This window comes from Caulobacter sp. (genome assembly GCF_017744445.1).
Taxonomy (GTDB): Bacteria; Pseudomonadota; Alphaproteobacteria; order Caulobacterales; family Caulobacteraceae; genus Caulobacter.
The window spans coordinates 178,254-199,921 of record NZ_JAGIBH010000011.1 but is presented as its reverse complement, the minus strand read 5'-3'; the positions used below and the strand labels follow the sequence as shown (position 1 = coordinate 199,921).

Genomic DNA, 21,668 nt, shown 5'->3' with positions numbered 1-21,668 from the left:
CGCACAGTCCCGGTCAAAGCGCTTTTGGAGGAAGCATCATGCGCGTTGGCGTCCCTTCCGAGATCAAACCGGGCGAACACCGGGTCGGACTCACCCCTACGGCCGTCCGTGAATATGTCGGTCACGGCCACACTGTCCTCGTCCAGTCGGGCGCGGGCCTCGGCGCCGGCTATGCCGACGACGTCTATGTCAAGGCCGGCGCGACCATCGCCCCGGACGCTGCGGCCGTCTTCGCCGGCGCGGACATGATCGTGAAGGTCAAGGAACCGCAGAAGGTCGAGTGGGAGAAGCTCGAGCCGCGCCACATCCTCTTCACCTACCTGCACCTGGCGCCCGATCCCGCCCAGACCGAGGGCCTGCTGAAGAGCGGCTGCGCGGCCATCGCCTATGAAACCGTCACCGACGCGCGCGGCGGCCTTCCGCTACTGGCCCCGATGTCGGAAGTGGCCGGCCGGATCGCCGTGTTCTCGGCGGCCGAGACGCTGCTCAAGCACAATGGCGGCATGGGCCTCTTGCTCTGCGGCGTGCCCGGCGTGCCGCCGGCCCGCGTGGTCGTGCTGGGCGGCGGCGTGGTCGGTTCGAACGCCGCCCGCATGGCCGCCGGCCTGGGCGCCGAGGTCGTGGTGCTGGAACGCTCGATCCCGCGCATGCGTGAGCTGGACGACCTGTACCAGGGCCGCATCCTGACCCGCTACTCGACCTTCGCCGCCGTCGAGGAGGAGATCCTGAAAGCCGACGTGATCATCGGCGCGGTGCTGACCGCCGGCGCGGCCGCGCCCAAGCTGGTGCGTCGCGAGCATCTGAAGCAGATGAAGCCGGGCTCGGTGCTGGTCGACGTCTCGATCGACCAGGGCGGCTGCTTCGAGACCAGCAAGCCCACCACCCACGCCGAGCCGACCTACACCGTCGACGGTGTCGTCCACTACTGCGTGGCTAACATGCCGGGCGCGGCGCCGCGCACCTCGTCGGAAGCCCTGGGCAATGCGACCTTGCCGTTCGGCCTGGCCTTGGCCGACAAGGGCCTGGACGCGCTGAAGACCAACGTCCACCTGGCGCGGGGTCTCAACGTCCTGAACGGTGAGCTCACCCACCCGGCCGTGGCCGAGGCGCTGGGTAAAAGCTCGGTCGATCCGTACGGGGCTTGGGCCTAATCGATCCCGTTTCCCCGGCGAAAGCCGGGGCCCAGATGCAAGAGCGCCCGCGTTCCGGACAGGATCGCGGGCGTTTCTGCATGCGCCACCCAGCTTTACGATCTGGGTCCCGGCTTTCGCCGGGAAGACGGGTGTTTGAGGTTTAGGACTGACTAAGCCGCGAAGCGCGCGATGTCCTGACGGCTCTCGACCAGGTCCAGCACGTCGCCCATGCGGAAGCCCGGATCGACCGGGTGCAGGGCGTCGTAGATCGAGCGGGCGAAGGCCAGGTCGGCGGCGGTCTTGACCCGCCAGTCCAGCTTGGACCAGTCGCGGGCAGCCTTCAGATGGGCCTGGCTCCAGCGCTGGGGCTGGTTGCGGATGGCGGCGGTGGGCGAGATGCGGGCCTGCGGGTCACGCTCCTCGGCGGCGGCGTCGCGCAACACATTGGCCTTGATCACTTCGACCTCGAGCCCGGCCGGGAAGGTGCGGTGAACGCGGTTGGACGTGTAGTCGGCGCCGCTGGCCAGGGCCATGCGGACGGCGTCGTCGATGATGCCCGGATCCATGAACGGCGCGTCGCCCTTCAGGCGGACCACGTGGCTGACCGAGCTGATCGCCTCGGCGCAGCGGGCGATGCGGGCCAGGATATCGGCGCCGGCCCCGCGATGCACCGTGTGACCGCGCGAGACCAGGAACCCGGCCAGGGCGTCGTCGGCCGCGTCGGTGCTGGTGGCGACGATGATCTTGGAGAGGCAGCGCGCGCCGCGCAGGCGCTCCAGCTGGCGCACGATCATCGGCTGGCCCTGGAGGGTGGCCATCGACTTGCCCGGCAGGCGGGACGAACCCATGCGGGCTTGCAGGACGGCGAGGATCATGACGCGTCTCCCTATCTTGGGAACAAGCTAGACCGAACTCATAAAACTGATGTGAATCAGAAGCTTATAGGTCGCTAACCAGCATGCTTAATTCGCCGATACCAAGGCGCGCGAAAAAGGCGGCTGGTTGAGCCGCCTTCACTGTCGCTGGTGATTCTAGAGGTGGATCAGGCGACCCAACGTCGCGGGTCGAGCGCGACCGGATCGTCGATGGCCATCTCGTCCCAGTCGAGGTCCGGCGGCGGGCTCGAGGCGGCGGCCACGACAGCCGACAGCTCGGCGGCCGAGTTGACGCCAACCAGCACGGCCGAGCCTTCCGGGCGCGACAGAGCAAAGCCCAGAGCAGCCTGGAGCGGATCCGAACGGCCCTCGGCGATCATGCGGCGCACGCGCGACAGACGGCCCGAGGCGCCCTTCAGCTGGGCCGGGACGCGATCGGGTGGCAGGAATAGCAAGCCGTTCAGGAAGATCGAGCGCAGGTGCACCTCGACGCCCATGCCGGCGATGCGTTGCAGCGAGCCGTCGGCCAGCAGGCGCTGGTCGAGCAAGCTGGCCGGGGCTTGCAGGATGTCGGGCTTGAAGCGCTTGGCGACGCCGACCGGATCGTCGGTGGCGTGGGCCGCGACGCCGATCTTGGCGAACAGGCCCTGGTCCTTCAGGCGGTGCAGGCGGTCCCACAGGGCCGCGCCGTGCGGACCGCACAGTTCCGAGGGCGAATGGACGATGATCGAATCGGCGCGCTCGACACCGATGCGGCGCAGCGTGGCGCGGGCCTCGGCCTCGACAAAGTCGGGACCGCGATCGGCGCGGGCCGTGGCGATGGTGACGCGGAACGGGACCGGGCGCGGAATCAGGTCGCCCAGCACGGTCTCGGCGCGGCCGAACAGCCCCGAGGCGTCCAGCACCGACAGGCGAGCGCGGGCGGCGATATTGAGGATGTCGCGCGTCTCGGCTTCGGGCGAACGGCCGCGCGGCGCCGACGAGCTACCGCCGTCGAGGCCGAACTGGGCCGCAGCCAGACCGAGTTTTGTGACCGAAATGGACATCGCCATCCGTGCGCGAAAACACCAACAGACGCGAACGGTACGCGCCAAGGTTTGAACATCCGGTTTCTGGAAACTTGCCGAGGCGTTAACATCGCCATGATGACCGACGCCTTCTTCGACGACGCCTGGCCGATGCACGGCATGGCCGACGACGCCCGCCCCGCCTTGGCTGCGGCGCTTTCCCGAGGCCCCGCGGCCCTCGCCACCATCATCGCCCTGGGCGGCGGCGGACCGCGTCCGGTCGGGGCCCAGATGGTGTTCGGCGAAAAAATTGTTTCGGGCTTCTTGTCCGGAGGTTGCATCGAGGCCGACGTCGAGACCCACGCTCGCGCCTGCCTCGCCGACGGCCAGCCGCGCCGCCTGGTTTATGGCGAAGGCAGTCCCTGGCCGGACATCCGCCTGCTGTGCGGCGCGCGCATCGAGATCCTGGTGGAGAAGATCGCGCCCGACGATCCGGCCGCCCGCACCCTGCTGGACCTGGCCGCCGCCCGCGCCCCGGCCTTCTGGGTTACGGACGGCTTCAAGCGTCTGTGCGTCGAGGAGCCGCAGGCCTTGTGGGCCGGCGCCTTCGAGCGCGCCTATGACCCGACGCCGCGCCTGATCGTGCTGGGTGGCGATCCGACCGCCCTGGCCGTCGCGAGCCTCGGCGCGCAGTCGGGCTTCGAGACGCATCTGGTGCGGCCGAAAGGACCGGAAACCCCGCCGCCTTTGGCCGACGTGGCCTATCGCCGCGAAGCCGCCGGCGAGGCCTTGGCCGCGATCGGCCTGGACGCCTGGACCGCCGTCGCCGTCTGCGGCCACGATATGGAGCTGGACCACGACGCCGTGATGGCCGCCCTGCCCTCGCCCGCGCCCTATGTCGGCCTGCTGGGCGCGCGGCGTCGCCTGCCCGAGCGGCTGGCGCGGCTGAAGGCGGCCGGCCTGACCGACCGCGACCTCGCCAAGCTCCACGCCCCGATCGGCCTCGACCTGGGCGGCAAGGCCCCGTTCGAGGTGGCCGTGGCGGTGATCGGCGAGATCATGGCCGCGCGCCACGGCCAGCCCGTGATCGCGCGGCGGGTGGTGGAAGCTTGAGTTTCCTCAGCTCCACTAAACCTGCCTTCCCAGGCCTTGTGCCTGGGACCCATGGCGCCGCTGGGCGCAGCATCGATCGGAAGGCGCCGCCAGCGTTGCAGCGCTTCGTTTCACGCAAAGCCGGCGGAACGATGGGCCCTAGGCACAAGGCCTAGGGAGGCGATGAAAAGGGGAAACGCCGCGATCAACCTGGCGCCTTCTCCGCTCCGAACGCGGCGATGTCTTCCAACAGGGCGTTGGCGGCCATGTCCACCAGCTCGCCGCCCTTCTCGGGCGTGGCCTGAGCCGGGTCCGAACCCATGCGGCCGTCGGCGTAGCGGGCGCGGAAGTCCAGGGCCTCGCGGATCGGGCCCGTCGGGGCGATCTTGGGCTCATAGGCCGTGGTCTTGATCGTCTCCGGATAGGCCCACTGGGTCACGGCGATCTCGGACGGGGTGGCATGCGAGCCGTGGCCGGTCGGGAATTGTCGGTTGGCCAGGGCGTTGACGCCGGCCAGGTCCCACCAGTTCTTCAGCTTCAGCGCGAACGGCGCACGGGTCTGGCGGAAGCTGTAGTCGGCATAGATCTCGGAGAACGCCGCCTCGATCGAGGCGACATTGCCGCCGTGGCCGTTCAGGAAATAGATCTTCGTGAAGCCATGCGCGCCCAGCGACCGGACCCAGTCGCCAATCGCGGCGATGAAGGTCGAAGGCCGCAGGAAGATGGTGCCCGGGAAGGCCAGGTGATGCTGGGCCATGCCGATATTGAAGGTTGGGGCGACCAGGATGCGATCGCCCGCCCGCTTGCTGGCCTCGTGGGCGATGATCTCCGGGCACAGCCAATCGGTGCCCAAGAGGCCCGTCGGCCCGTGCTGCTCGTTCGAACCGATCGGCACCACCACGGTCTGGCTGGTCTTCAGGCGGGTCTCGATCTCGGACCAGGTCGACAGGGCAAGCAGCATGGGAAACTCCTAGGCGATGCCCTTCATCTGGACCTCGCGTGGCGTTGACGCAAGAAACCGCATTGGTCTGCTTGCGCCGTCATCGTCACAGGGCATAACTCCGCCGCAACAAGACCAAGGGAGTAGGCGGCGTGAGCGACGGACAGGTTTTCCCGGTTCCTGAAGAGCTGGCTAGGACGGCGCATATCGACGCCGCCGGCTATGCGGCCGCCGTGGCGCGCGTCGAGGCCGATCCGGAAGGCTATTGGCGCGACATCGCCGCTCGTCTCGACTGGATCAAGGCCCCGACCAAGATCAAGGACGTCTCGTACGCCAAGGAAGACTTCCGCATCCGCTGGTACGAGGACGGCGTCCTCAACGTCTCGGCCAACTGCCTGGACCGCCACCTGCCGGCCAAGAAGGACGAGGTCGCGCTGATCTTCGAGGGCGACGAGCCAGGGACCTCCAGCACCCTGACCTACGGCCAGTTGCACGAGGAGGTTTGCCGTATGGCCAACGTCCTCAAGGACCTGGGCGTCAAGAAGGGCGACCGGGTCACGATCTATCTGCCGATGGTTCCCGTGGCTGCCGCCGCCATGCTGGCCTGCGCCCGCATCGGCGCGGTGCACTCGGTGGTGTTTGGCGGCTTCTCGCCCGACAGCATCGCCGGCCGCATCAAGGACTGCGAAAGCCGCATCGTCATCACCGCCGACCAGGGCCGTCGCGGCGGCAAGCGCGTGCCGCTGAAGGCCAATGTCGACGAGGCGCTGCTGCAGTGCCCCGAGGTCGAGAAGGTGCTGCTGATCCGCTGGACCGGCGCCGACGTGCCGGTCGTCGAAGGCCGCGACGTGGTCTGGGAAGACGTCCGCGACACGGTCTCGGCCGACTGCACGCCCGAGCCGATGAACGCCGAGGACCCGCTGTTCATCCTCTACACCTCGGGCTCGACGGGTAAGCCCAAGGGCGTCTTGCACACCACCGGCGGTTACCTGGCCTGGGCGTCTTGGACGTTCTGGGCGGTGTTCGACTACAAGCCCGGCGAGGTGTTCTGGTGCACGGCCGACGTGGGCTGGGTCACGGGCCACAGCTATGTCGTCTATGGCCCGCTGGCCAATGGCGGGACCAGCCTGATCTTCGAAGGCGTGCCGAACTATCCGACCCCCAGCCGCTTCTGGGAGGTGGTCGACAAGCACAGGGTCGAGATCTTCTACACCGCCCCGACGGCCCTGCGCGCCCTGATGCGCGAGGGCGACGAGCACGTGACCAAGAACGACCTGTCGTCCCTGCGCGTGCTGGGCAGCGTCGGTGAGCCGATCAATCCAGAGGCCTGGCTCTGGTACCACCGCGTGGTCGGCAAGGCGCGCCTGCCGATCGTCGACACCTGGTGGCAGACCGAGACCGGCGGCATGCTGATCACGCCTCTGCCCGGCGCCACCGACCTGAAGCCGGGCTCGGCCTCCAAGCCCCTGCCGGGCGTCAAGCCGCAGCTGGTCGACGCCGAAGGCGGCGTGCTGGACGGCGCGACCGAGGGCAATCTGGTCATCACCGACAGCTGGCCGGGTCAGATGCGTACGGTCTATGGCGACCACCAGCGCTTCTTCGAGACCTATTTCTCGACCTATCCCGGCAAGTACTTCACCGGCGACGGCTGCCGCCGCGACGCCGACGGCTACTACTGGATCACCGGCCGGGTCGATGACGTGATCAACGTCTCGGGCCACCGCCTGGGCACCGCCGAGATCGAGAGCGCCCTGGTCGCCCACGAGGCCGTCGCCGAGGCCGCCGTGGTCGGCTATCCGCACGACATCAAGGGCCAGGGCGTCTACGCCTATGTGACCCTGAAGGCCGGCGTCGAGGCGACCGACCAATTGCGCAAGGACCTGATCCTGTGGGTCCGCCACGAGATCGGTCCGTTCGCCGCCCCGGACGTCCTGCAATGGGCCCCGGGCCTGCCAAAGACCCGCTCGGGCAAGATCATGCGCCGCATCCTGCGCAAGATCGCCGAGAACGAACTGGGCAGTCTGGGCGACACCTCGACCCTGGCCGATCCGTCGGTCGTGGATGACTTGGTGAAAAATCGCGCCGGGAAGTAACCATCGGTAAGCCGGCTGCGTTAGCTTGAGCATGATGCGCCGGCTTGCTCCCTTCCTGCTCGTGATCGCCCTGGCGGGTCCCGCCCCTTCCAAGGCTCAGGGGGCCGACGCCGAGTGGGAGACGAAGGGCGACGGCATCACGGTCGAGGCCCAGGCCGACAATCGCGGCCGCGGCACGGTGCGGGCCAGCGTCGACATCGCCGCCCCGCCCTCCGTGGTCTTCCGCGTCATCCTCGATTGCGATCTGGCCGCCCGCATGAGCCCTGGGGTCAAGAGCTGCCGCGTCGTCTCGCGCGCCCCCGACGGGACCGAGATTCGCGAGCACACGGTGCGCTGGAGTTTCTTCCTGCCGACCTTGCGTTCGACCTCGCGCGTGACCCTGACGCCGGATCGCGAGATCCACTTCACCTGCATCGGCGGCGACATCCGCGCCTGCGACGGATCCTGGCGGCTCGAACCCCTGGACGGCGGCCGGCGCACCCGCGTCACCTACGACATGTGGGCCAGCTCGCCCTTCCCCGCCCCGGCCGGCATGATCAGCGCCATGATGCGCAAGGACGTGCCCAGCTCGCTCAAGGCGCTGCGACGCGAGTGCGAGGGCGGATGAGCGAAGAGCCTGATGGCCTGTGGTTGTTCGACGGCGTCTGCAACTTCTGCACGGGCTCGGTGCAGGCGGTGCTGCGCCTGGACCGCAAAGGCGTCATCCGCTTCACCCCCATCCAGTCGTCGTATGGCCGAGAGTTGGCTGTGAAGCACGGCATCGATCCAGAGACGCCCGAAAGCTTCCTGTTCCTCGACCACGGCCAGGCCCTGGCCAAGACCGCCGCCATCGGCGCGCTGTTGCGTCGCCTCGAGGTGCCCTGGCGCTGGCTGGCCTTCATTGACCGCCTGCCGCGCGGTCCGGCGGACGCGGCCTATGACTGGATCGCCCGTAACCGCTACCGGCTGATGGGCAAGAAGGACTGCTGCATGGTCCCGACGGAGGGGCAGCGGGAGAGGTTCCTCTTGGATTAGGAGGCGAGGCGACCAGCAAGAAGCCAACCAACTCAAGATCCGCAATGGGTGGCTTGCGACCTTTGGCAGATGCGCCGGAACCCGACGTTTGCGTATGGACTAGGGGCGCAGGTCAGCAGTGGCTCAGGCCCCTCCCCCCTTCCACTGCTCAGCTAGTTGCCTCTTAATGCTGCTCAAGAGAAGGGAGGAGCCAAGCAATGGGCGAGTCGAAACAGCCGCTGTTCGCCTACATCGACGAGTCCGGAAACACCGGGAAGAACATCTTTGATGAGGCCCAGCCGGATTTCTTTACCGCGGCCTTAGTCACCAAGGGCGACTTTGACGCTCGCTGGGGTCCGCGCGTCTCGGAAGTCGCTCAGCGCCTCGGCCATAGCGCCATCCATGCGAACGAGCTCGGAATCGGGCGCCTTGAGACGGTGGCCGGCGAACTAGTCGATATCCTCATTGCAGCCGACGCCCACATCTTCGTTTCCCGCGTCGAGAAGCGCTACCTATTGGCCGCCAAGATGTTCGATGTGTTCTTCGATTCCGGTGAGAACGCAGGCGTCGCCTGGCACCACTACAATATCCGGCCGCTGAAGCTGGCGCTGGCCTTCAAGCTGGCGTACGTGGTAAACGACGAGATCGCGCGCGATTTCTGGGACTTCATACTGATCAGCCGCAAGGCCGAGGCGACCAAACGCATCCCCGGCATCTGCGAGAAGCTCAAGGCGCGCCTGAAGATCATTCCCGACGCGCGCTCACGCGAGGTTCTGGGCGAAGGCCTGGACTGGGTGATAGCGCATCCCGAGTGCATTGAGGTTGTGATCATAGAGCAGAAGGCCGCCAAACAGGGCCACTTCCCGAACCTCGTGGGTTTTATGGGCCTACTGCGCGGCCTCGACCAATTTGCAAGGGAGCGGAAGAAAAAATACTCGACCATTGTCCACGATGAGACAAACGAGTTCCAGGCCATGCTCACCTATTGGCATGAGCTCCATGCAAACGCATCGCCCGAGCCGATCAGACACGCGGGGGAAATTTGGTCCGTACAACTCAACCCAGGTAGCCAGTTTAAGATCTTCAAGGATGAGGATAGCCCTGGCATCCAGATGGCCGACACGGCGCTATGGCTCTACGGCCAATCTCTAAAGGGTAAGAGCCTTCCCGCCGGTTGCGCCCGGTTCCTGCGCTTCATGCTCCACCGGGGCTATCTGAACGATTTCTCTTTCGCTGGCGCCGAACAGGGCGTGATGGCTCAATGGGGCAAAATCCTCTCCGCCCCTGTCGAGCCTACGCAATGGCAAGATGGTCAGAAGCTCATCTCGGACTGGGAGCGCGCCCGGAAGGACGCAATGGCCAACTACGAAAGGTGAGGAGCTGTGACGTTTGAGAACGATGTCGCCCGCCTCCAGTGAGGCTGGCGGCTAGCGGACCCTCCCAACTTCCGCAACGGGTCTGGAGCAGCCATTGACCTGCAGCCAATCTGCCGACCTTACGTCATTCTGACCGTGTGGCCTGACAGCCAATCCTTTTGGTTGGCGAAGACTTCGGACGTGCTGAATGTCCGACCAGGGTCGCGCCGACCTTGGGATCCGCCTAGAACAGCGCCCGCACGCTCTCGGCGCTATACGGCTTCTGCAACACCGGCACGTCCTTAAACCGCTCCGGGAACGCCGCGCTGTCCCCAAACCCCGTGCCGAAAGCGAACGGCACGCCGGCGTCCTGTAGGGCCTCGGCGACCGGGAAGCTGGTTTCCTGGCCCAGATTGACGTCCAGGATCGCGAACGGCGGCAAGCCCTCGGCCAGGGCGTCCATCGCCTGGCCGACGCTGGAGGCGACCGTGATCTGCTTGACGCCCAGGCGGGTGAGCATGTCCTCCAGGTCGAGGGCGATGATCATGTTGTCTTCCAGCACCAGCATGGTCTCGGGCGCTCGCACCGGCGTGTCGGCGCGGCGCGGCTGGTTCACGGCGGCGGTGACGCCTTCGGTGGAGACATAACGGCCGGGGATGCGGATGCGGGCCTGGAAGCCCTCGGGGCGGTAGTCGAGCTCGACCTCGCCATCCAGGTCGTGCGGGATCGAGTGCTCGATGATGGTCGAGCCGAAGCCCCGGCGCGTCGGCGGGATGACCAGGGGGCCGTCCTTCTCGCGCCAGTCGATGATCAGGTCGCCCTTGGCGTCGCGCACCCAGTCGATCGAGACCTGGCCGCGCTGGTCGCACAGGGCGCCGTACTTGGCCGAGTTGGTCATCAGTTCGTGGATGACCAGGGACAGGATCGAGAAGGCGTCCGGGGCCAGGGCGATCGGCGCACCGTTCAGCTTCACGCGCTCGGCCTTGTTCGACAGATAGGCCTCGGCTTCGGCGGTGATCAGGTCGCTGAGGGCGCCTGGTCCCCACTGATGGCGGGTGATCTGGTCGTGGGCGCGGGCCAGGGCCTGGACGCGGCCGCCGACCACCTCGGCGAACGCCTCGACGGTGTCGACGCCGGACCGGCTCTGGCTGATCAGGCCGCGGATCAAACCCAGGATGTTGCGCACCCGGTGGTTCAATTCGGCGATCAGCAGTTCCTGGCGCTGGTTGGCGCGCTGGCGCTCCTCGTCGGCCAGGTCGGTCAGGCGGAAGACGATCTCCAGCAGGCTGGCGCGCATGCTCTCGGCCAGGGAGCGCTCGGTCGTGGTCCACGGACGGCTCTGGCCGCGCACGGTCTCTTCCCAGGCCTCGAAGCTCTTGCGCGGGGTCAGGCGATCGCCCAGCGGCCCCACCTGCACCAGCTTGGCCGGCTTGCCCGCCCAGACCACGGCCTGGGCCTCCTCCTTGCGGAAGAAGATCAGGTAGTCGCGCGGGGCCCGCGACAGCGGCACGGCCATCATGCCCGCCGCCTTGCCCGTCCAGGCCGCCGCCGACGGCAGCAGCGCGGCGATCTCGTTGGTGGCGAAGACCGAGTGGGTGTCCTTGTCGCGCAGCACCCGGATCAGGGTGTGGACGTCGCTGGCGTCGGGCGTGGAGTCGCGCAGGGTCAGGCGACCTTCCAGCCACAGGGCCAGGCCGTCGCAGTGCACCAGGCGGCACAGGTCGTCCAGATAGGGGCTGAGGCTGTCGGCCCCAGCGTTGGACTTGACCACCGCGTTCATCATGCGGTCGTGCAGGTTGCGGGCCTCGGCCATGCGCCGGGTCTCGATCTCGCGCTCGCGGCTCTCCAGGGTCAGCGAGAACAGCTGGCCAAACAGCTCGGCGGCCGTGCGGCGCTCATAGCTGATGTGCTTGGGGGCGTAGTGGTGGCAGGCGAACAGCCCCCACAGCTTGCCGTCGCGCAGGATCGAGATCGACAGCGAGGCGGCCACGCCCATGTTGCGCAGGTACTCGATGTGGATCGGCGAGACGGCCCGCAGCATGCTCATCGACAGGTCGACGGGCTCGCCGGACGGGCTGACCTCGGGGATGATCGGCGAGACCTCGGCGTCGACGTCGGCGATGATCCGCAGCCAGTTGCGCTCGTAGAGGGCGCGGGCCTGCACCGGAATGTCCTGGGCCGGATAGCGCTGGCCCAGGAACGAGCCGATGCCCGGCCGCACCGACTCGGCGATCACCTCGCCCGCGCCGTCGTGGCTGAAGCGATAGACCATGACCCGGTCGAACTCGGTCAGGGCGCGCACCTGGCGGGCGGCCTCGTGGCAGAACTCCTCGAAGGTCGGGCGAGCGGCGATGCGCGTCGTCATCGAACGCACGGCCGAGGCGGCCTCGATCAGGGCGTCGGCCCGGCTGGGCTCGCCCTCGACGATCAGCAGGCGGCCGGAATAGTGCAGGGCGAGGTCGAAATCCTCGCCGCCGTCGACCAGGGGCTGGCCGAACATCCGCTCGACCGCGTCGGCGCCGCGCATGATCTGCAGGCGGCCGCGGATATTATGGATGGCGTGGCCGCTCATCACCTGGGTCAGCGGCCGGCCCAGCAGGTCCTCGGGCGACAGGCCCAGATAGCGCAGGCTGGTGGTCGAGGCATGCACCACGACCCAGTCGGAATTGACGGCCAGCAGGAAGCCGAACGGCTGCACCGAGCCGAGGATATGGATCGGCTCCCGGTCGCAATTGGTCAGGTCGACCTCAAACCCGGACATGGGCGCCAGCTCGGACATTCAGGCTTCCAGACGAAGGGGCGAGCCTCTCGAACGCTTCCGAGAAACAACGGAAGCCATATCGCGCGCCCGCTTCGGCGGCGTCTGTCCGAAACCCGACTTTGGGTATTGCATCCAGCCAGGCCAGGAACGATCGCCACAGATCCGGACCTTCGCCGTGCGTCAGATAGGCTAGCGGCAGGCCGGCGCCGGCGGCGCGGACCTGGCGGGCTAGGAACTTGGCGCCCAGACGCGAGCCTTCCAGCACGTAGAGCAGGCCCGCGGCGGCTTCACGCGACGGGACCTCGGCGGGTTCGAAGGCAGGGACGTCCAGACCAAGCTCGGCCAGGTCGGCGGTCAGCGCGGCGCGGCGGGCGCGCTGGAGCCAGTCGGGCAGCCAGTCGGCGACGCCTGCCTCTTCCAGCGCCAGTTCCAGCGGCGCCAGCGCGGCATAGGAGGCGATCAGGAAGGCGCCGTAGCCGATGGGGGTCTCGATCCGCCAGCCCGCCACCGTGGCGTCTAGCGCCGCGTGGTCCTGGGATGTGGCCGCGCGCAGGCGGTCGCGGAGCGATATTTCGGACAAGCATTTCCCCCGTACGGTTCGACCCTACGGTCATAGGGGGCCAGACAACCAATTGTAACACAGACGGCGCCATTCGGTTCCGCCCACATGACAGCTCGGTAAGGTTTACCGGCGAACGCGTGGTGCTAGGGTCGCGCCCACGACTTTCGGAGACCTTCGCGCAATGAACCGCACCGCCAAGCTGGCCCTCGTGGCCGCGGCCCTTTCCACCACCGCGCTGTCGCCTCTGGCCATGGCCGCCACCCAGGCCAAGAAGCCGGCCCCCGCCGCCGCGCCGAGCGTCTCGGCCATCGCGGTCCCGCCGATCGTCTACCAGCAGCGCGTCCTGCCCAACGGCATGAAGGTCCTGACCTCCCGCGACACCACGACCCCGAACGTCTCTGTGCAGGTCTGGTACGGCGTCGGCTCCAAGGACGATCCGCACGGCCGCTCGGGCTTCGCGCACCTGTTCGAACACCTGATGTTCAAGGCCACGCGCAACATGCCCAACGAGACGCTGGACCGCCTGACCGAAGACGTCGGCGGCTTCAACAACGCGTCGACCTGGGACGACTTCACCAACTATTACGAGGTGGTGCCGGCCAACCACCTGGAGCGCCTGCTGTGGGCCGAGGCCGATCGCCTCAAGTCCCTGGTCATCGACGAGAGCGTGTTCGCCTCCGAGCGTGACGTCGTGAAGGAAGAACTGCGCCAGCGCGTCCTGGCCGATCCCTATGGCCGCTTCTTCGCGCTGTCGATCCCGCAGCAGTCGTACACCACCCACCCCTACCAGCGCCCGGGCATCGGCTCGATCGAGGAGCTGGACGCGGCCACCGTGGACGACGTGCGGGCCTTCCACCGCACCTACTACCGCCCCGACAACGCCGCGCTGATCGTCGTCGGCAACTTCGACCAGGCCAAGCTGGACGCCCTGATCGACCAGTATTTCGTCCCGATCGCCAAACCGGCGGGCGACATCCCCAAGGTCACGGCGGTCGAGCCGGCCCGCACCGGTCCCAAGAGCGTCAACACCTACGGCCCCAACGTGCCGCTGCCGGCCCTGGCCATCACCTGGCTGGCGCCGGCCGCCGCCGACAAGGACTTGCCGGCCCTGACCGTGCTGGACGCGGTGCTGTCGGCCGGCAAGTCCTCGCGCCTGTATGACAGCCTGGTCTACGACCAGAAGATCGCCCAGTCGGTGTTCTCGACCGCTCCGAACAACGCCCAGCCGGGCCTGTTCTACGTCGGCGCGATCATGGCCGGCGGCAAGACCGTGGCCCAGGGCGAGACGGCTCTGCGGGCGCAAGTCGCCCGCGTCCGCGATGGCCTGGTCACGCCCGCCGAACTGGCCGAGGCCAAGGCCGGCCTGCTGGCCGACGCCGTGCGCCGCCGCGAAGAGATCGACGGCCGGGCCTTCGCCCTCGGCTACGCCCTGGAGACGGAAGGCGACCCCGCCAGCGCCAACACCAGCCTGGCCAAGCTGCAGGCCGTCACCGCCGCCGACGTCCAGCGCGTCGCGAAAAAGTACCTGGCCGACGACCGCCGCACGGTGATCCGCTACCTGCCGGAAAAGGACAAGCCGGCCGGCGAGAAGGACGCCACGCCCGCGATCCCCAAGGTCGCCTCGGTCAAGTACGATGGCCCCGTCACCGTCCTGGCCCCTGAAGGCGAGCGCGAGAAGATCCCGGCCGTCGCCGCCCCGATCGACGCGGTGCTGCCGACCCCGGCCGAGAAGACCCTGGCCAACGGCCTGCGGGTCATCGTCGCCAAGTCCAGCGACCTGCCGCTGATCACCGCCGACCTGACCGTCAAGGGCGGGGCGAGCAGCGATCCGACGGGCCTGGCCGGCACGTCCAGCCTGACCTCCGAACTGCTGACCGAAGGCACCACCAGCCGCTCGGCCACCCAGATCGCCCGCGAGACCGAGGCCCTGGGCGCCAATCTGGAAGCCGGTTCGGGCTGGGAGGCCGCCTCCCTGACCCTCAGCGTCACGGCCAACAACGCCGCTCCGGCCATGGCCATCATGGCCGATGTCGCCCAGCACCCAGCCTTCTCGGCCGAGGAGCTGGACCGCGTCCGCACCGAGACCCTCGACAGCCTATCGGTCGCCTATCAGCGCCCCGGCAGCCTGACCAGCTACGCCACTGGCCCGGTGCTCTATGCCGGCTCGGCCTATGGCCACGTGGCCGGCGGCACGCCCGGCTCGCTGCCCAAGGTCAAGCGCACGGACCTGGCCAAGACCCACGCCGCCTACTGGCGTCCGGACAACGCCGTGCTGGTGCTGACCGGCAACCTGACCCCGCAGGCGGGCTTTGCCCTGGCCGAGAAGGCGTTCGGTGGCTGGAAGAAGCCCGCGACCCCGCCGCCGGCCCCGCCTGCCGCGCCCACGGGCTACAAGCCGCGCAACCTGGTCATCGACCTGCCCGGCACCGGCCAGGCCTCGGTGGCCCTGGCCAAGCCGGCCATCACCCGCGCCGACCCGAACTACTACCAGGGCATCGTCGCCAACACGGTGCTGGGCGTGGGCTATTCCTCGCGCCTGAATCAGGAGATCCGCATCAAGCGCGGCCTGTCGTATGGCGCCGGCTCCAGCCTGACCCCGCAGGGGCGCTTCGGCGGCTTCGCGGCCCGGGTGCAGACCAAGAACCCGTCGGCCGGCGAGGTCGTCACCCTGACCCGCGCCGAGCTGACCCGCCTGGGCGCCGAACCGGCCTCGGCCGGTGAGCTGGCGGCGCGCAAGTCGGTGCTGGTCGGCGGCTTTGGCCGCGACCTGGGCACCTCGGAGGGCCTGGCCAACATCCTGGGCAACCTGGCGATCTACGGCGTGCCGCTGACCGAGATCCAGAGCTACGCCGCCAAGGTCGAAGCCGTCTCCCCGGCCGAGGTCCAGGCCTTCGCCAAGACCAATCTCGACCCGGCCCAAATGAGCGTCATCGTCGCCGGCGACGCCAAGGCCATGGGCGAGGACCTGACCAAGGCCGCGCCGGGGGCCACGGTGATCGCCGCCGACAAGCTGGACCTCGACGCGGCCAGCCTGCAAAAGTAAGGGCTACTTCAGGCCCCACGATCCGATAGAGGCTTCATGGACGAGGTCGACATCGCGATCGTGGGCGCCGGCGCCGCCGGGCTCGCCGCCGCCGAAGCCGTGGCCGTCAGCGGTCTTTCCGGAATCCTGCTCGAGGCCCGCGATCGTCTGGGCGGCCGAGCCCATACGATCGACACCTCGCTGGGTCCCATCGACCTGGGCTGCGAGTGGCTGCACTCGGCCGATGTGAACCCGCTGGTGGAACGCGTCGAGGCCCTTGGCCTGACCGTCGACAAGACCCCGCCGCCCTGGGCCAATATCGCCGACAATCCGGTCTTCAGCCGCGAGGAGCGCGCCGCGTTCGGCGAGGCCTTCCAGGCCATCGACGCTCGCATCGAAGCCGCGGCCCGCGACGGCGGCCCCGACCGTCCGGCCTCTGACCTGCTGGACCCGGCCAGCCCCTGGAACCCGCTGCTGAACGCCTTCAGCGCCTTCTACAACGGGGCCGAGTTCGACCAGGTCTCGCTGCACGACTACGCCGCCTATGAGGACACCGAGGTCAATTGGCGGGTCGCCGAGGGTTATGGGACGGCCATAGCCGGCCTGGGCGGTAAGCTGGCGACGCGTCTGTCCTGCCCCGTCACCATGATCCGCCACGACAGGCCTCGCGTGGAGCTGGAGACGGCGCTGGGAACGGTGTCGGCGCGGGCGGTCATCGTCTGCGTGCCGACCACGATCCTGGCCCAAGGCGCGCTGCGCTTCATGCCCGCCCTTCCCGATAAGCTGGACGCCGCCGCCGGCCTGCCGCTGGGCCTGGCCGACAAGGTGTTCCTGAAGCTGGACGAACCGGAGATGTTCCCGCCAGAGACCCAGCTCTACAGCGACCCGCACACCACCGCGACCGGGGCCTATCACCTGCGGCCGCTGCACAAGCCGATGATCGAGGTGTTCCTGGGCGGCGCTCACGCCCGCTCGCTGGAGGGCCAGGGCGAGGGCGCGGCGGCGGCCTTCGCTGTCGATGGGCTGGTCAATGTCTACGGCTCGGACATCCGCTCGAAGGTCCACGTCATCGCCGAGACCCACTGGGCCGCCGACCCGTTCGCTGGCGGCTCCTATTCCCACGCCCTGCCGGGCCACGCCGGCGCGCGAGCGGTGCTGGCGGCGCCGGTGGATCAGCGCCTGTTCTTCGCGGGCGAGGCCTGCAGCCCCAACTTCTTCTCCACCGCCCACGGCGCCTGGCTGACGGGCCAGGCGGCGGCGCGGGAGGCCATTCAAGCTCTGAGCTAGCGTCCCAAACATCCGATTTCCCGGCGAAAGCCGGGACCCAGATCGTAAGGCTGTGAGGCGCATGCATAAGCGCCCGCGATCCTGTCCGGACCGCGGGCGCTCTTGCATCTGGGCCCCGGCTTTCGCCGGGGAAACGGGTAAGGGTTAGGCCTTGGGCTTAGCCAACAGATCCCGGATTTCGGTCAGCAGCTTCTCCTCCGGCGTCGGGGCGGGAGGGGCCGAGGGCGCGGGCTCTTCGGCGTCCTTGCGGCGGATCTGGTTGACCAGCTTGACCAGCAGGAAGACCACCGCCGCGACGATGAAGAACTGAATCAGGGTGTTGATGAAGGCGCCGTACTGGATGGCGACCTTCTCGACCGCGTCGGTCGCCGGATCCTCGGGCTTGAGCACCCATTCCAGCTTGGAGAAGTCGAGGCCGCCAGTCAGCAGGCCGATGGGCGGCATGATCACCTGATCGACCAGGCTTTTGACGATGCCGTTGAAGGCCGCGCCGATGATCACGCCGACGGCCAGGTCGATGACGTTGCCGCGCGAGATGAACTCGCGGAATTCCTTGACCATGCTCATGGCAAACCCCTCGCTGCCTCAAATCAGGCGCGAAGGCTGACGGCGTTCGCCGGCCAGGGTCAACCCCAGCGTACGATTGTTGTTATTCGTCGCCGTCGGCGTTCAGGCGCGCGCGCAGCTCCTTGCCGCTCTTGAAGAACGGCACGTGCTTGGCGCGGACCTCGACGGCCTCGCCGGTGCGCGGGTTGCGGCCGGTGCGGGCGGGACGCGAGCGGACCGACAGGGCCCCGAAACCACGCAGTTCCACGCGGCCGCCGTCCTCCAGCGCGCCGATCATACGCTCCAGGATGACGCCGACTACGCGTTCGACGTCCTTCTGCGTCAGGTGCGGATTTTCATTCGCGAGCCTGGCGATGAGTTCAGACTTGATCATCGATATCCCCGGAACGCCCCTGGAGGAGAAAGGCGCGAGCGGACCTTTGCCCAACGACGGCTGAGTCTTCAAGGGGTTGCGTGTGATTCTCGAACGAGGTTCGGTTAATCGTCACCCCACGGAAGCCTTCGGCGCGCGGATGATCAGGGACTGATCGGCCAGTCGGCGGCGCACCTTGTTGGCCTCTTCGGCCTGGTCGAACGGCAGTTCGCGGCCCGCGCTCTGGTCGGCCTCGAGGAAGACGGCCTTGCCGTTCTCGATCTGCGCGACCCGCGTGGTGTCGATATTGGCGACCCGGCCGCTATAGACCGGCCCCTTGACCGTGAAGCCCGCCCCGCCATTGGGCAGGGTCACCTCGATCGTGGCCTTCTTGAAGCTGGGGAAGGGCGTGACGAACGGCGCGTCGGCGTTGGGGCCGGGTTCGCGGCGCGGAAACTGGGCGACCTTGCCCGAGCCCGACATTGGCAGGCGCCATTCCATGAGGCCCACATCGTCGTTCAGCCGCCACTCCATCTCGGCGCTGCCGCCGATGGTCAGGGTGACGGCGCCGTCGTCGGCGACGGCCCAGTCCAGGGTCTCGATCTTCAGCCAACTGTTGGACGACGAGAAGCTCTGGCGAAAGCTGCGTTCGATATCGGCGCGCGGCGCGTTCTCGATCACCCGCGCCATCTGCCGGGCCATGTCGCCGCGCATCACCATGGTCACGACGGATTTGGCGGGCTTATCGAGGCCCGCCGAGGCGTCCAGGCGCATCGTCGCGTCCAGGTCGGGCCGGCTGGGCGCCTGCTGCACGATCGGCTCCAGCTTGGCGCCCGACGCCCAGATCGGCAGGCCCCACAGGAACGGCGGCGGGGAGAGCGTGCTCAGACCGCCCCGGTCGCCCGTACGGGTGCCGTCGAGCCAGTAGGCCTTGTCGTCGATGAAGGCGCGGACCAGCACGTGGTTGAACTGGCTGGCCGAGGGCACGCGCTGGTCCAGGCCGTCCGCCGCGGGACTGGCGAAGACCACAACGGGCTCGGCGCGGATGTTCAGCCCTTTCAGGATGGCCAGCAGCAGCGCCGTCTTGCCCTTGCAGTCGCCAAAGCGCCGCGCCCAGGTCTCGTCGGCGCTGGCGGGCTTGTAGCCGCCGTCGCCCATGGCCAGCAGCAGGTAGCGGGTCTTGTCCTCGACCAGCTGCAGGGCCTTGAAGGCGCGCACCCTGGGATCGGGGCTGGCGGCGGCGATGGCGGCGATCTCGGCCTTCAGCGGCGAGTCCGGCTTCAACGTCATGGCCTCGGCGTACAGCGGCGCCATCGGCGCGACCACGTCGGCCCAGTCGCGGTAGGTCGTCGCCTGGATCTCGCCCACCCGCTGGAAGCGCAGCGGCGCGCCGGCCGGCGGCTTGGGCGCGATCGTTCCCGTCTGGTCGACCAGCAGCTGGTTCAACCCGTCGGCCTTGCCGATCTTCGGGTCCGGAAAACCCGTCGTGGCCTTCCAGGTCAGCGGCACGCCATCGGGCCACAGCATCCGGATGCGATGGCGGCCGACCACGCCCGACCAGCCCATGCGCTCGAAGTCGCTGAGGCGCTGTCCCAGGATCGGATCGCGCCGCTCGACGGTGTAGGACCAGTCGACCATGTCGCCGACCCGCAGGTCCTTGATCTGGATCGAGGCCGTCATCCGGCCGTCCAGCACCGCGCGCTCCAGGTCCTTCTCGCGGCGCAGGACCAGCACGTCCTCGCCGTTCTTCAAAAGGTCGATGCGCTGGCCGTCGCGGATGATCGCCAGGCCGTGCAGGGTGATCTTGTCGCGCTCGGGCTGCCAGGTGATCGAGCGCGAGCCGGACGCCAGCCCCTCGGGCTTGGTCACTCGCGCGATGCGGCGGCTATAGTGGGTGAGCGTGTCCTTGCCGAGCAGGGCCTGGGTGTCGTCCAGCACCGCCTGGACGGCGGGGGCCTGGGCGTCGGCGGGCGGGGCGGGGACTTCGGCGACCTGGATCCACTTGGCCGGCGGGCCATAGGCGGGTTTTTCGTCGGCCCACGCCGCGCCAGCTAGCGCCACGACCGACACTGCGGCCATCGCCGCCGTCTTGCAAACCCGCACGCCAAGCCTCCCCGAACTCAACCTCCGGCAGTTGTGGCAGGCTTTTACGCAAAAGAAAACGGCGGCGGGATTGCTCCCGCCGCCGCTGACTTCAAACTCTCAAGGAGCGTGAAGACTATTCCTTCGAGGCGCGCTCGCGGAGAGCGGCGCCCAGGATGTCGCCCAGCGAAGCGCCGGAGTCCGACGAGCCGAACTGCTCGATGGCTTCCTTCTCTTCGGCCATTTCCAGCGACTTGATCGACAGCGAGACGCGGCGAGCGGCCTTGTCCACGTTGGTGATCTGAGCGTCGACGCGGTCACCCACGGCGAAGCGCTCGGGGCGCTGTTCCTGACGATCGCGCGACAGGTCCGACTTGCGGATGAAGGCGGTCATCTGGGCGTCGTCTTCACCGAAGCGCACTTCGATGCCGCCGGTCGTGACTTCGGTCACGGTGACGGTCACGGTCTGGCCCTTGCGGTAGGTGTCGCCCGACATCGGATCGCCGCCCAGCTGCTTGATGCCCAGCGAGATGCGTTCCTTCTCGACGTCGACGTCCAGGACCTTGGCCTTGACGATGTCGCCCTTCTTGTAGCGGGCCATGGCTTCTTCGCCCGACGCGCTCCAGTCGATGTCCGACAGGTGCACCATGCCGTCGATGTCGTTGTCGAGGCCGATGAACAGACCGAATTCGGTCGCGTTCTTGACTTCGCCTTCGACCGACGAGCCGACCGGGTGAGCTTCCACGAAGGCTTCCCACGGGTTGGCCAGGGCCTGCTTCAGGCCCAGCGAAACGCGGCGCTTGGACGGATCGACGTCCAGCACGACCACGTCGACTTCTTGCGAGGTCGAGACNATGCCGCCCAGGTCAACGAACGCACCGTAGTCGGTGATGTTCTTGACGACGCCTTCGCGGATTTCACCCTCTTGCAGCTGCGACACCAGTTCGGTGCGCTGCTCGGCGCGGGCTTCTTCCAGGATGGCGCGACGCGAGACGACGATGTTGCCGCGCGGACGGTCCATCTTCAGGATGGCGAAGGGCTGTTCCTTGCCCATCAGCGGACCGACGTCGCGGACCGGACGGATGTCGACTTGCGAGCCCGGCAGGAAGGCCGAAGCGCCGCCCAGGTCGACGGTGAAGCCACCCTTCACGCGGCCGACGATGGCGCCCATGACGGGTTCGTTGCGGGCGTAGACGCCTTCCAGACGGGTCCAGGCTTCTTCGCGCTTGGCCTTTTCGCGGCTGATGACCGCTTCGCCCATGGCGTTTTCGAGGCGTTCCAGGAAGACTTCGACGGTGTCGCCGGCCTTGATGGTGGCCTTGCCGTTTTCGTCGACGCCGAATTCCTTCAGCTGGACGCGACCTTCGGTCTTCAGACCGACGTCGATGATGGCGAAGTCCTTTTCGATCCCGACGACCTTGCCTTTGACGACGGTGCCTTCCGCGAAGTCGCGGCCGCCCATCGAGTCGTTCAGCAGCGCTTCGAAATCGTCGCGCGTCGGGTTGAAGCTCATATCGTCAGCCATGCTGATCTTTAGTCTCTAAGGT

The 21,668-nt window shown here is 68.0% G+C and carries 16 protein-coding genes and 1 pseudogene; 8 read left to right on the top strand and 9 right to left on the bottom strand.

Annotation, left to right across the window (positions count from 1 at the left end; genetic code table 11):
- Nucleotides 1–38 precede the first annotated feature (38 nt).
- A complete protein-coding gene (gene ald / locus J7528_RS17165) occupies nt 39–1,151 on the top strand; it encodes an alanine dehydrogenase (protein WP_291876818.1) in 1,113 nt (370 codons plus the stop codon).
- Nucleotides 1,152–1,303: 152 nt separating this feature from the next.
- Here ald and J7528_RS17160 read toward each other — a convergent pair whose 3' ends face one another.
- On the bottom strand, nt 1,304–2,008 hold the full coding sequence (locus J7528_RS17160; RefSeq protein ID WP_291876816.1) for an NTP transferase domain-containing protein: 705 nt from the start codon (nt 2,006–2,008) through the stop codon (nt 1,304–1,306).
- A 167-nt stretch (nt 2,009–2,175) separates the two neighbouring features.
- Nucleotides 2,176–3,054 (bottom strand): bifunctional regulator KidO, encoded by an 879-nt coding sequence (locus tag J7528_RS17155; RefSeq protein ID WP_291876815.1) that lies wholly within the window; start codon nt 3,052–3,054, stop codon nt 2,176–2,178.
- On the opposite strand from J7528_RS17155, the pseudogene J7528_RS17150 reads away from it, so the two are divergent.
- A pseudogene (locus J7528_RS17150) lies at nt 3,047–4,128 on the top strand (XdhC family protein). The gene J7528_RS17155 and the pseudogene J7528_RS17150 sit on opposite strands and share 8 nt — an antisense overlap.
- 184 nt (nt 4,129–4,312) lie before the next feature.
- Here the strand turns inward: J7528_RS17150 and J7528_RS17145 are convergent.
- Nucleotides 4,313–5,068: a creatininase family protein gene (locus tag J7528_RS17145; protein ID WP_291876813.1), complete on the bottom strand. Its 756-nt coding sequence runs from the start codon at nt 5,066–5,068 to the stop codon at nt 4,313–4,315.
- A gap of 131 nt (nt 5,069–5,199) precedes the next feature.
- Between J7528_RS17145 and acs the strand changes: the two genes are divergently transcribed.
- The 4 genes from acs to J7528_RS17125 all read left to right on the top strand — a co-directional run bounded on the left by acs (nt 5,200) and on the right by J7528_RS17125 (nt 9,509).
- Complete coding sequence (gene acs, locus J7528_RS17140) at nt 5,200–7,140, top strand: acetate--CoA ligase (protein ID WP_291876812.1); 1,941 nt, start codon at nt 5,200–5,202, stop codon at nt 7,138–7,140.
- A gap of 34 nt (nt 7,141–7,174) precedes the next feature.
- Nucleotides 7,175–7,747 (top strand): SRPBCC family protein, encoded by a 573-nt coding sequence (locus J7528_RS17135; RefSeq protein ID WP_291876810.1) that lies wholly within the window; start codon nt 7,175–7,177, stop codon nt 7,745–7,747.
- Nucleotides 7,744–8,154 carry a thiol-disulfide oxidoreductase DCC family protein gene (locus J7528_RS17130; protein WP_291876808.1) on the top strand — a complete coding sequence of 137 codons (411 nt, stop codon included), beginning with the start codon at nt 7,744–7,746 and terminating at the stop codon, nt 8,152–8,154. Before J7528_RS17135 ends, J7528_RS17130 begins: the two co-directional genes overlap by 4 nt.
- 197 nt (nt 8,155–8,351) lie before the next feature.
- Entirely contained in the window at nt 8,352–9,509 is a 1,158-nt protein-coding gene (locus J7528_RS17125) for a DUF3800 domain-containing protein (protein ID WP_291876806.1), read from the top strand.
- 223 nt (nt 9,510–9,732) lie between these two features.
- Here J7528_RS17125 and J7528_RS17120 read toward each other — a convergent pair whose 3' ends face one another.
- Nucleotides 9,733–12,267 (bottom strand): HWE histidine kinase domain-containing protein, encoded by a 2,535-nt coding sequence (locus J7528_RS17120; RefSeq protein ID WP_291876804.1) that lies wholly within the window; start codon nt 12,265–12,267, stop codon nt 9,733–9,735.
- Nucleotides 12,236–12,829 (bottom strand): biliverdin-producing heme oxygenase, encoded by a 594-nt coding sequence (locus tag J7528_RS17115; RefSeq protein WP_291876802.1) that lies wholly within the window; start codon nt 12,827–12,829, stop codon nt 12,236–12,238. Before J7528_RS17115 ends, J7528_RS17120 begins: the two co-directional genes overlap by 32 nt.
- Nucleotides 12,830–12,992: 163 nt before the next feature.
- On the opposite strand from J7528_RS17115, the gene J7528_RS17110 reads away from it, so the two are divergent.
- Entirely contained in the window at nt 12,993–15,854 is a 2,862-nt protein-coding gene (locus tag J7528_RS17110; protein ID WP_291876798.1) for a pitrilysin family protein, read from the top strand.
- A gap of 36 nt (nt 15,855–15,890) precedes the next feature.
- Nucleotides 15,891–17,120, top strand: a complete 1,230-nt coding sequence (locus J7528_RS17105) for an NAD(P)/FAD-dependent oxidoreductase (protein WP_291876796.1) — start codon at nt 15,891–15,893, stop codon at nt 17,118–17,120.
- 144 nt (nt 17,121–17,264) lie between these two features.
- Here J7528_RS17105 and mscL read toward each other — a convergent pair whose 3' ends face one another.
- The 4 genes from mscL to J7528_RS17085 form a co-directional block, all read right to left on the bottom strand.
- A complete protein-coding gene (mscL, locus tag J7528_RS17100) occupies nt 17,265–17,687 on the bottom strand; it encodes a large-conductance mechanosensitive channel protein MscL (protein ID WP_291876794.1) in 423 nt (140 codons plus the stop codon).
- An 82-nt stretch (nt 17,688–17,769) separates the two neighbouring features.
- The gene (locus J7528_RS17095; protein WP_004617135.1) at nt 17,770–18,060 is read right to left on the bottom strand and encodes an integration host factor subunit beta; all 291 of its coding nucleotides are present in this window, start codon (nt 18,058–18,060) and stop codon (nt 17,770–17,772) included.
- A gap of 111 nt (nt 18,061–18,171) precedes the next feature.
- The gene (locus tag J7528_RS17090) at nt 18,172–20,142 is read right to left on the bottom strand and encodes a DUF3857 domain-containing protein (RefSeq protein WP_291876791.1); all 1,971 of its coding nucleotides are present in this window, start codon (nt 20,140–20,142) and stop codon (nt 18,172–18,174) included.
- Nucleotides 20,143–20,257: 115 nt separating this feature from the next.
- Nucleotides 20,258–21,646, bottom strand: a complete 1,389-nt coding sequence (locus J7528_RS17085; RefSeq protein ID WP_291876788.1) for a 30S ribosomal protein S1 — start codon at nt 21,644–21,646, stop codon at nt 20,258–20,260.
- Nucleotides 21,647–21,668: the final 22 nt, after the last annotated feature.

Excerpts from the sequence above, each read along its gene's own strand:
- J7528_RS17135 (WP_291876810.1), top strand. The coding sequence starts at position 7,175 with ATGCGCCGGCTTGCTCCCTTCCTGCTCGTGATCGCCCTGGCGGGTCCC.
- J7528_RS17125 (WP_291876806.1), top strand. The coding sequence starts at position 8,352 with ATGGGCGAGTCGAAACAGCCGCTGTTCGCCTACATCGACGAGTCCGGA.
- mscL (WP_291876794.1), bottom strand. The coding sequence starts at position 17,687 with ATGAGCATGGTCAAGGAATTCCGCGAGTTCATCTCGCGCGGCAACGTC.
- J7528_RS17130 (WP_291876808.1), top strand. The coding sequence starts at position 7,744 with ATGAGCGAAGAGCCTGATGGCCTGTGGTTGTTCGACGGCGTCTGCAAC.
- J7528_RS17160 (WP_291876816.1), bottom strand. The coding sequence starts at position 2,008 with ATGATCCTCGCCGTCCTGCAAGCCCGCATGGGTTCGTCCCGCCTGCCG.
- ald (WP_291876818.1), top strand. The coding sequence starts at position 39 with ATGCGCGTTGGCGTCCCTTCCGAGATCAAACCGGGCGAACACCGGGTC.
- J7528_RS17120 (WP_291876804.1), bottom strand. The coding sequence starts at position 12,267 with ATGTCCGAGCTGGCGCCCATGTCCGGGTTTGAGGTCGACCTGACCAAT.
- J7528_RS17095 (WP_004617135.1), bottom strand. The coding sequence starts at position 18,060 with ATGATCAAGTCTGAACTCATCGCCAGGCTCGCGAATGAAAATCCGCAC.
- J7528_RS17145 (WP_291876813.1), bottom strand. The coding sequence starts at position 5,068 with ATGCTGCTTGCCCTGTCGACCTGGTCCGAGATCGAGACCCGCCTGAAG.
- J7528_RS17110 (WP_291876798.1), top strand. The coding sequence starts at position 12,993 with ATGAACCGCACCGCCAAGCTGGCCCTCGTGGCCGCGGCCCTTTCCACC.
- J7528_RS17105 (WP_291876796.1), top strand. The coding sequence starts at position 15,891 with ATGGACGAGGTCGACATCGCGATCGTGGGCGCCGGCGCCGCCGGGCTC.
- J7528_RS17155 (WP_291876815.1), bottom strand. The coding sequence starts at position 3,054 with ATGTCCATTTCGGTCACAAAACTCGGTCTGGCTGCGGCCCAGTTCGGC.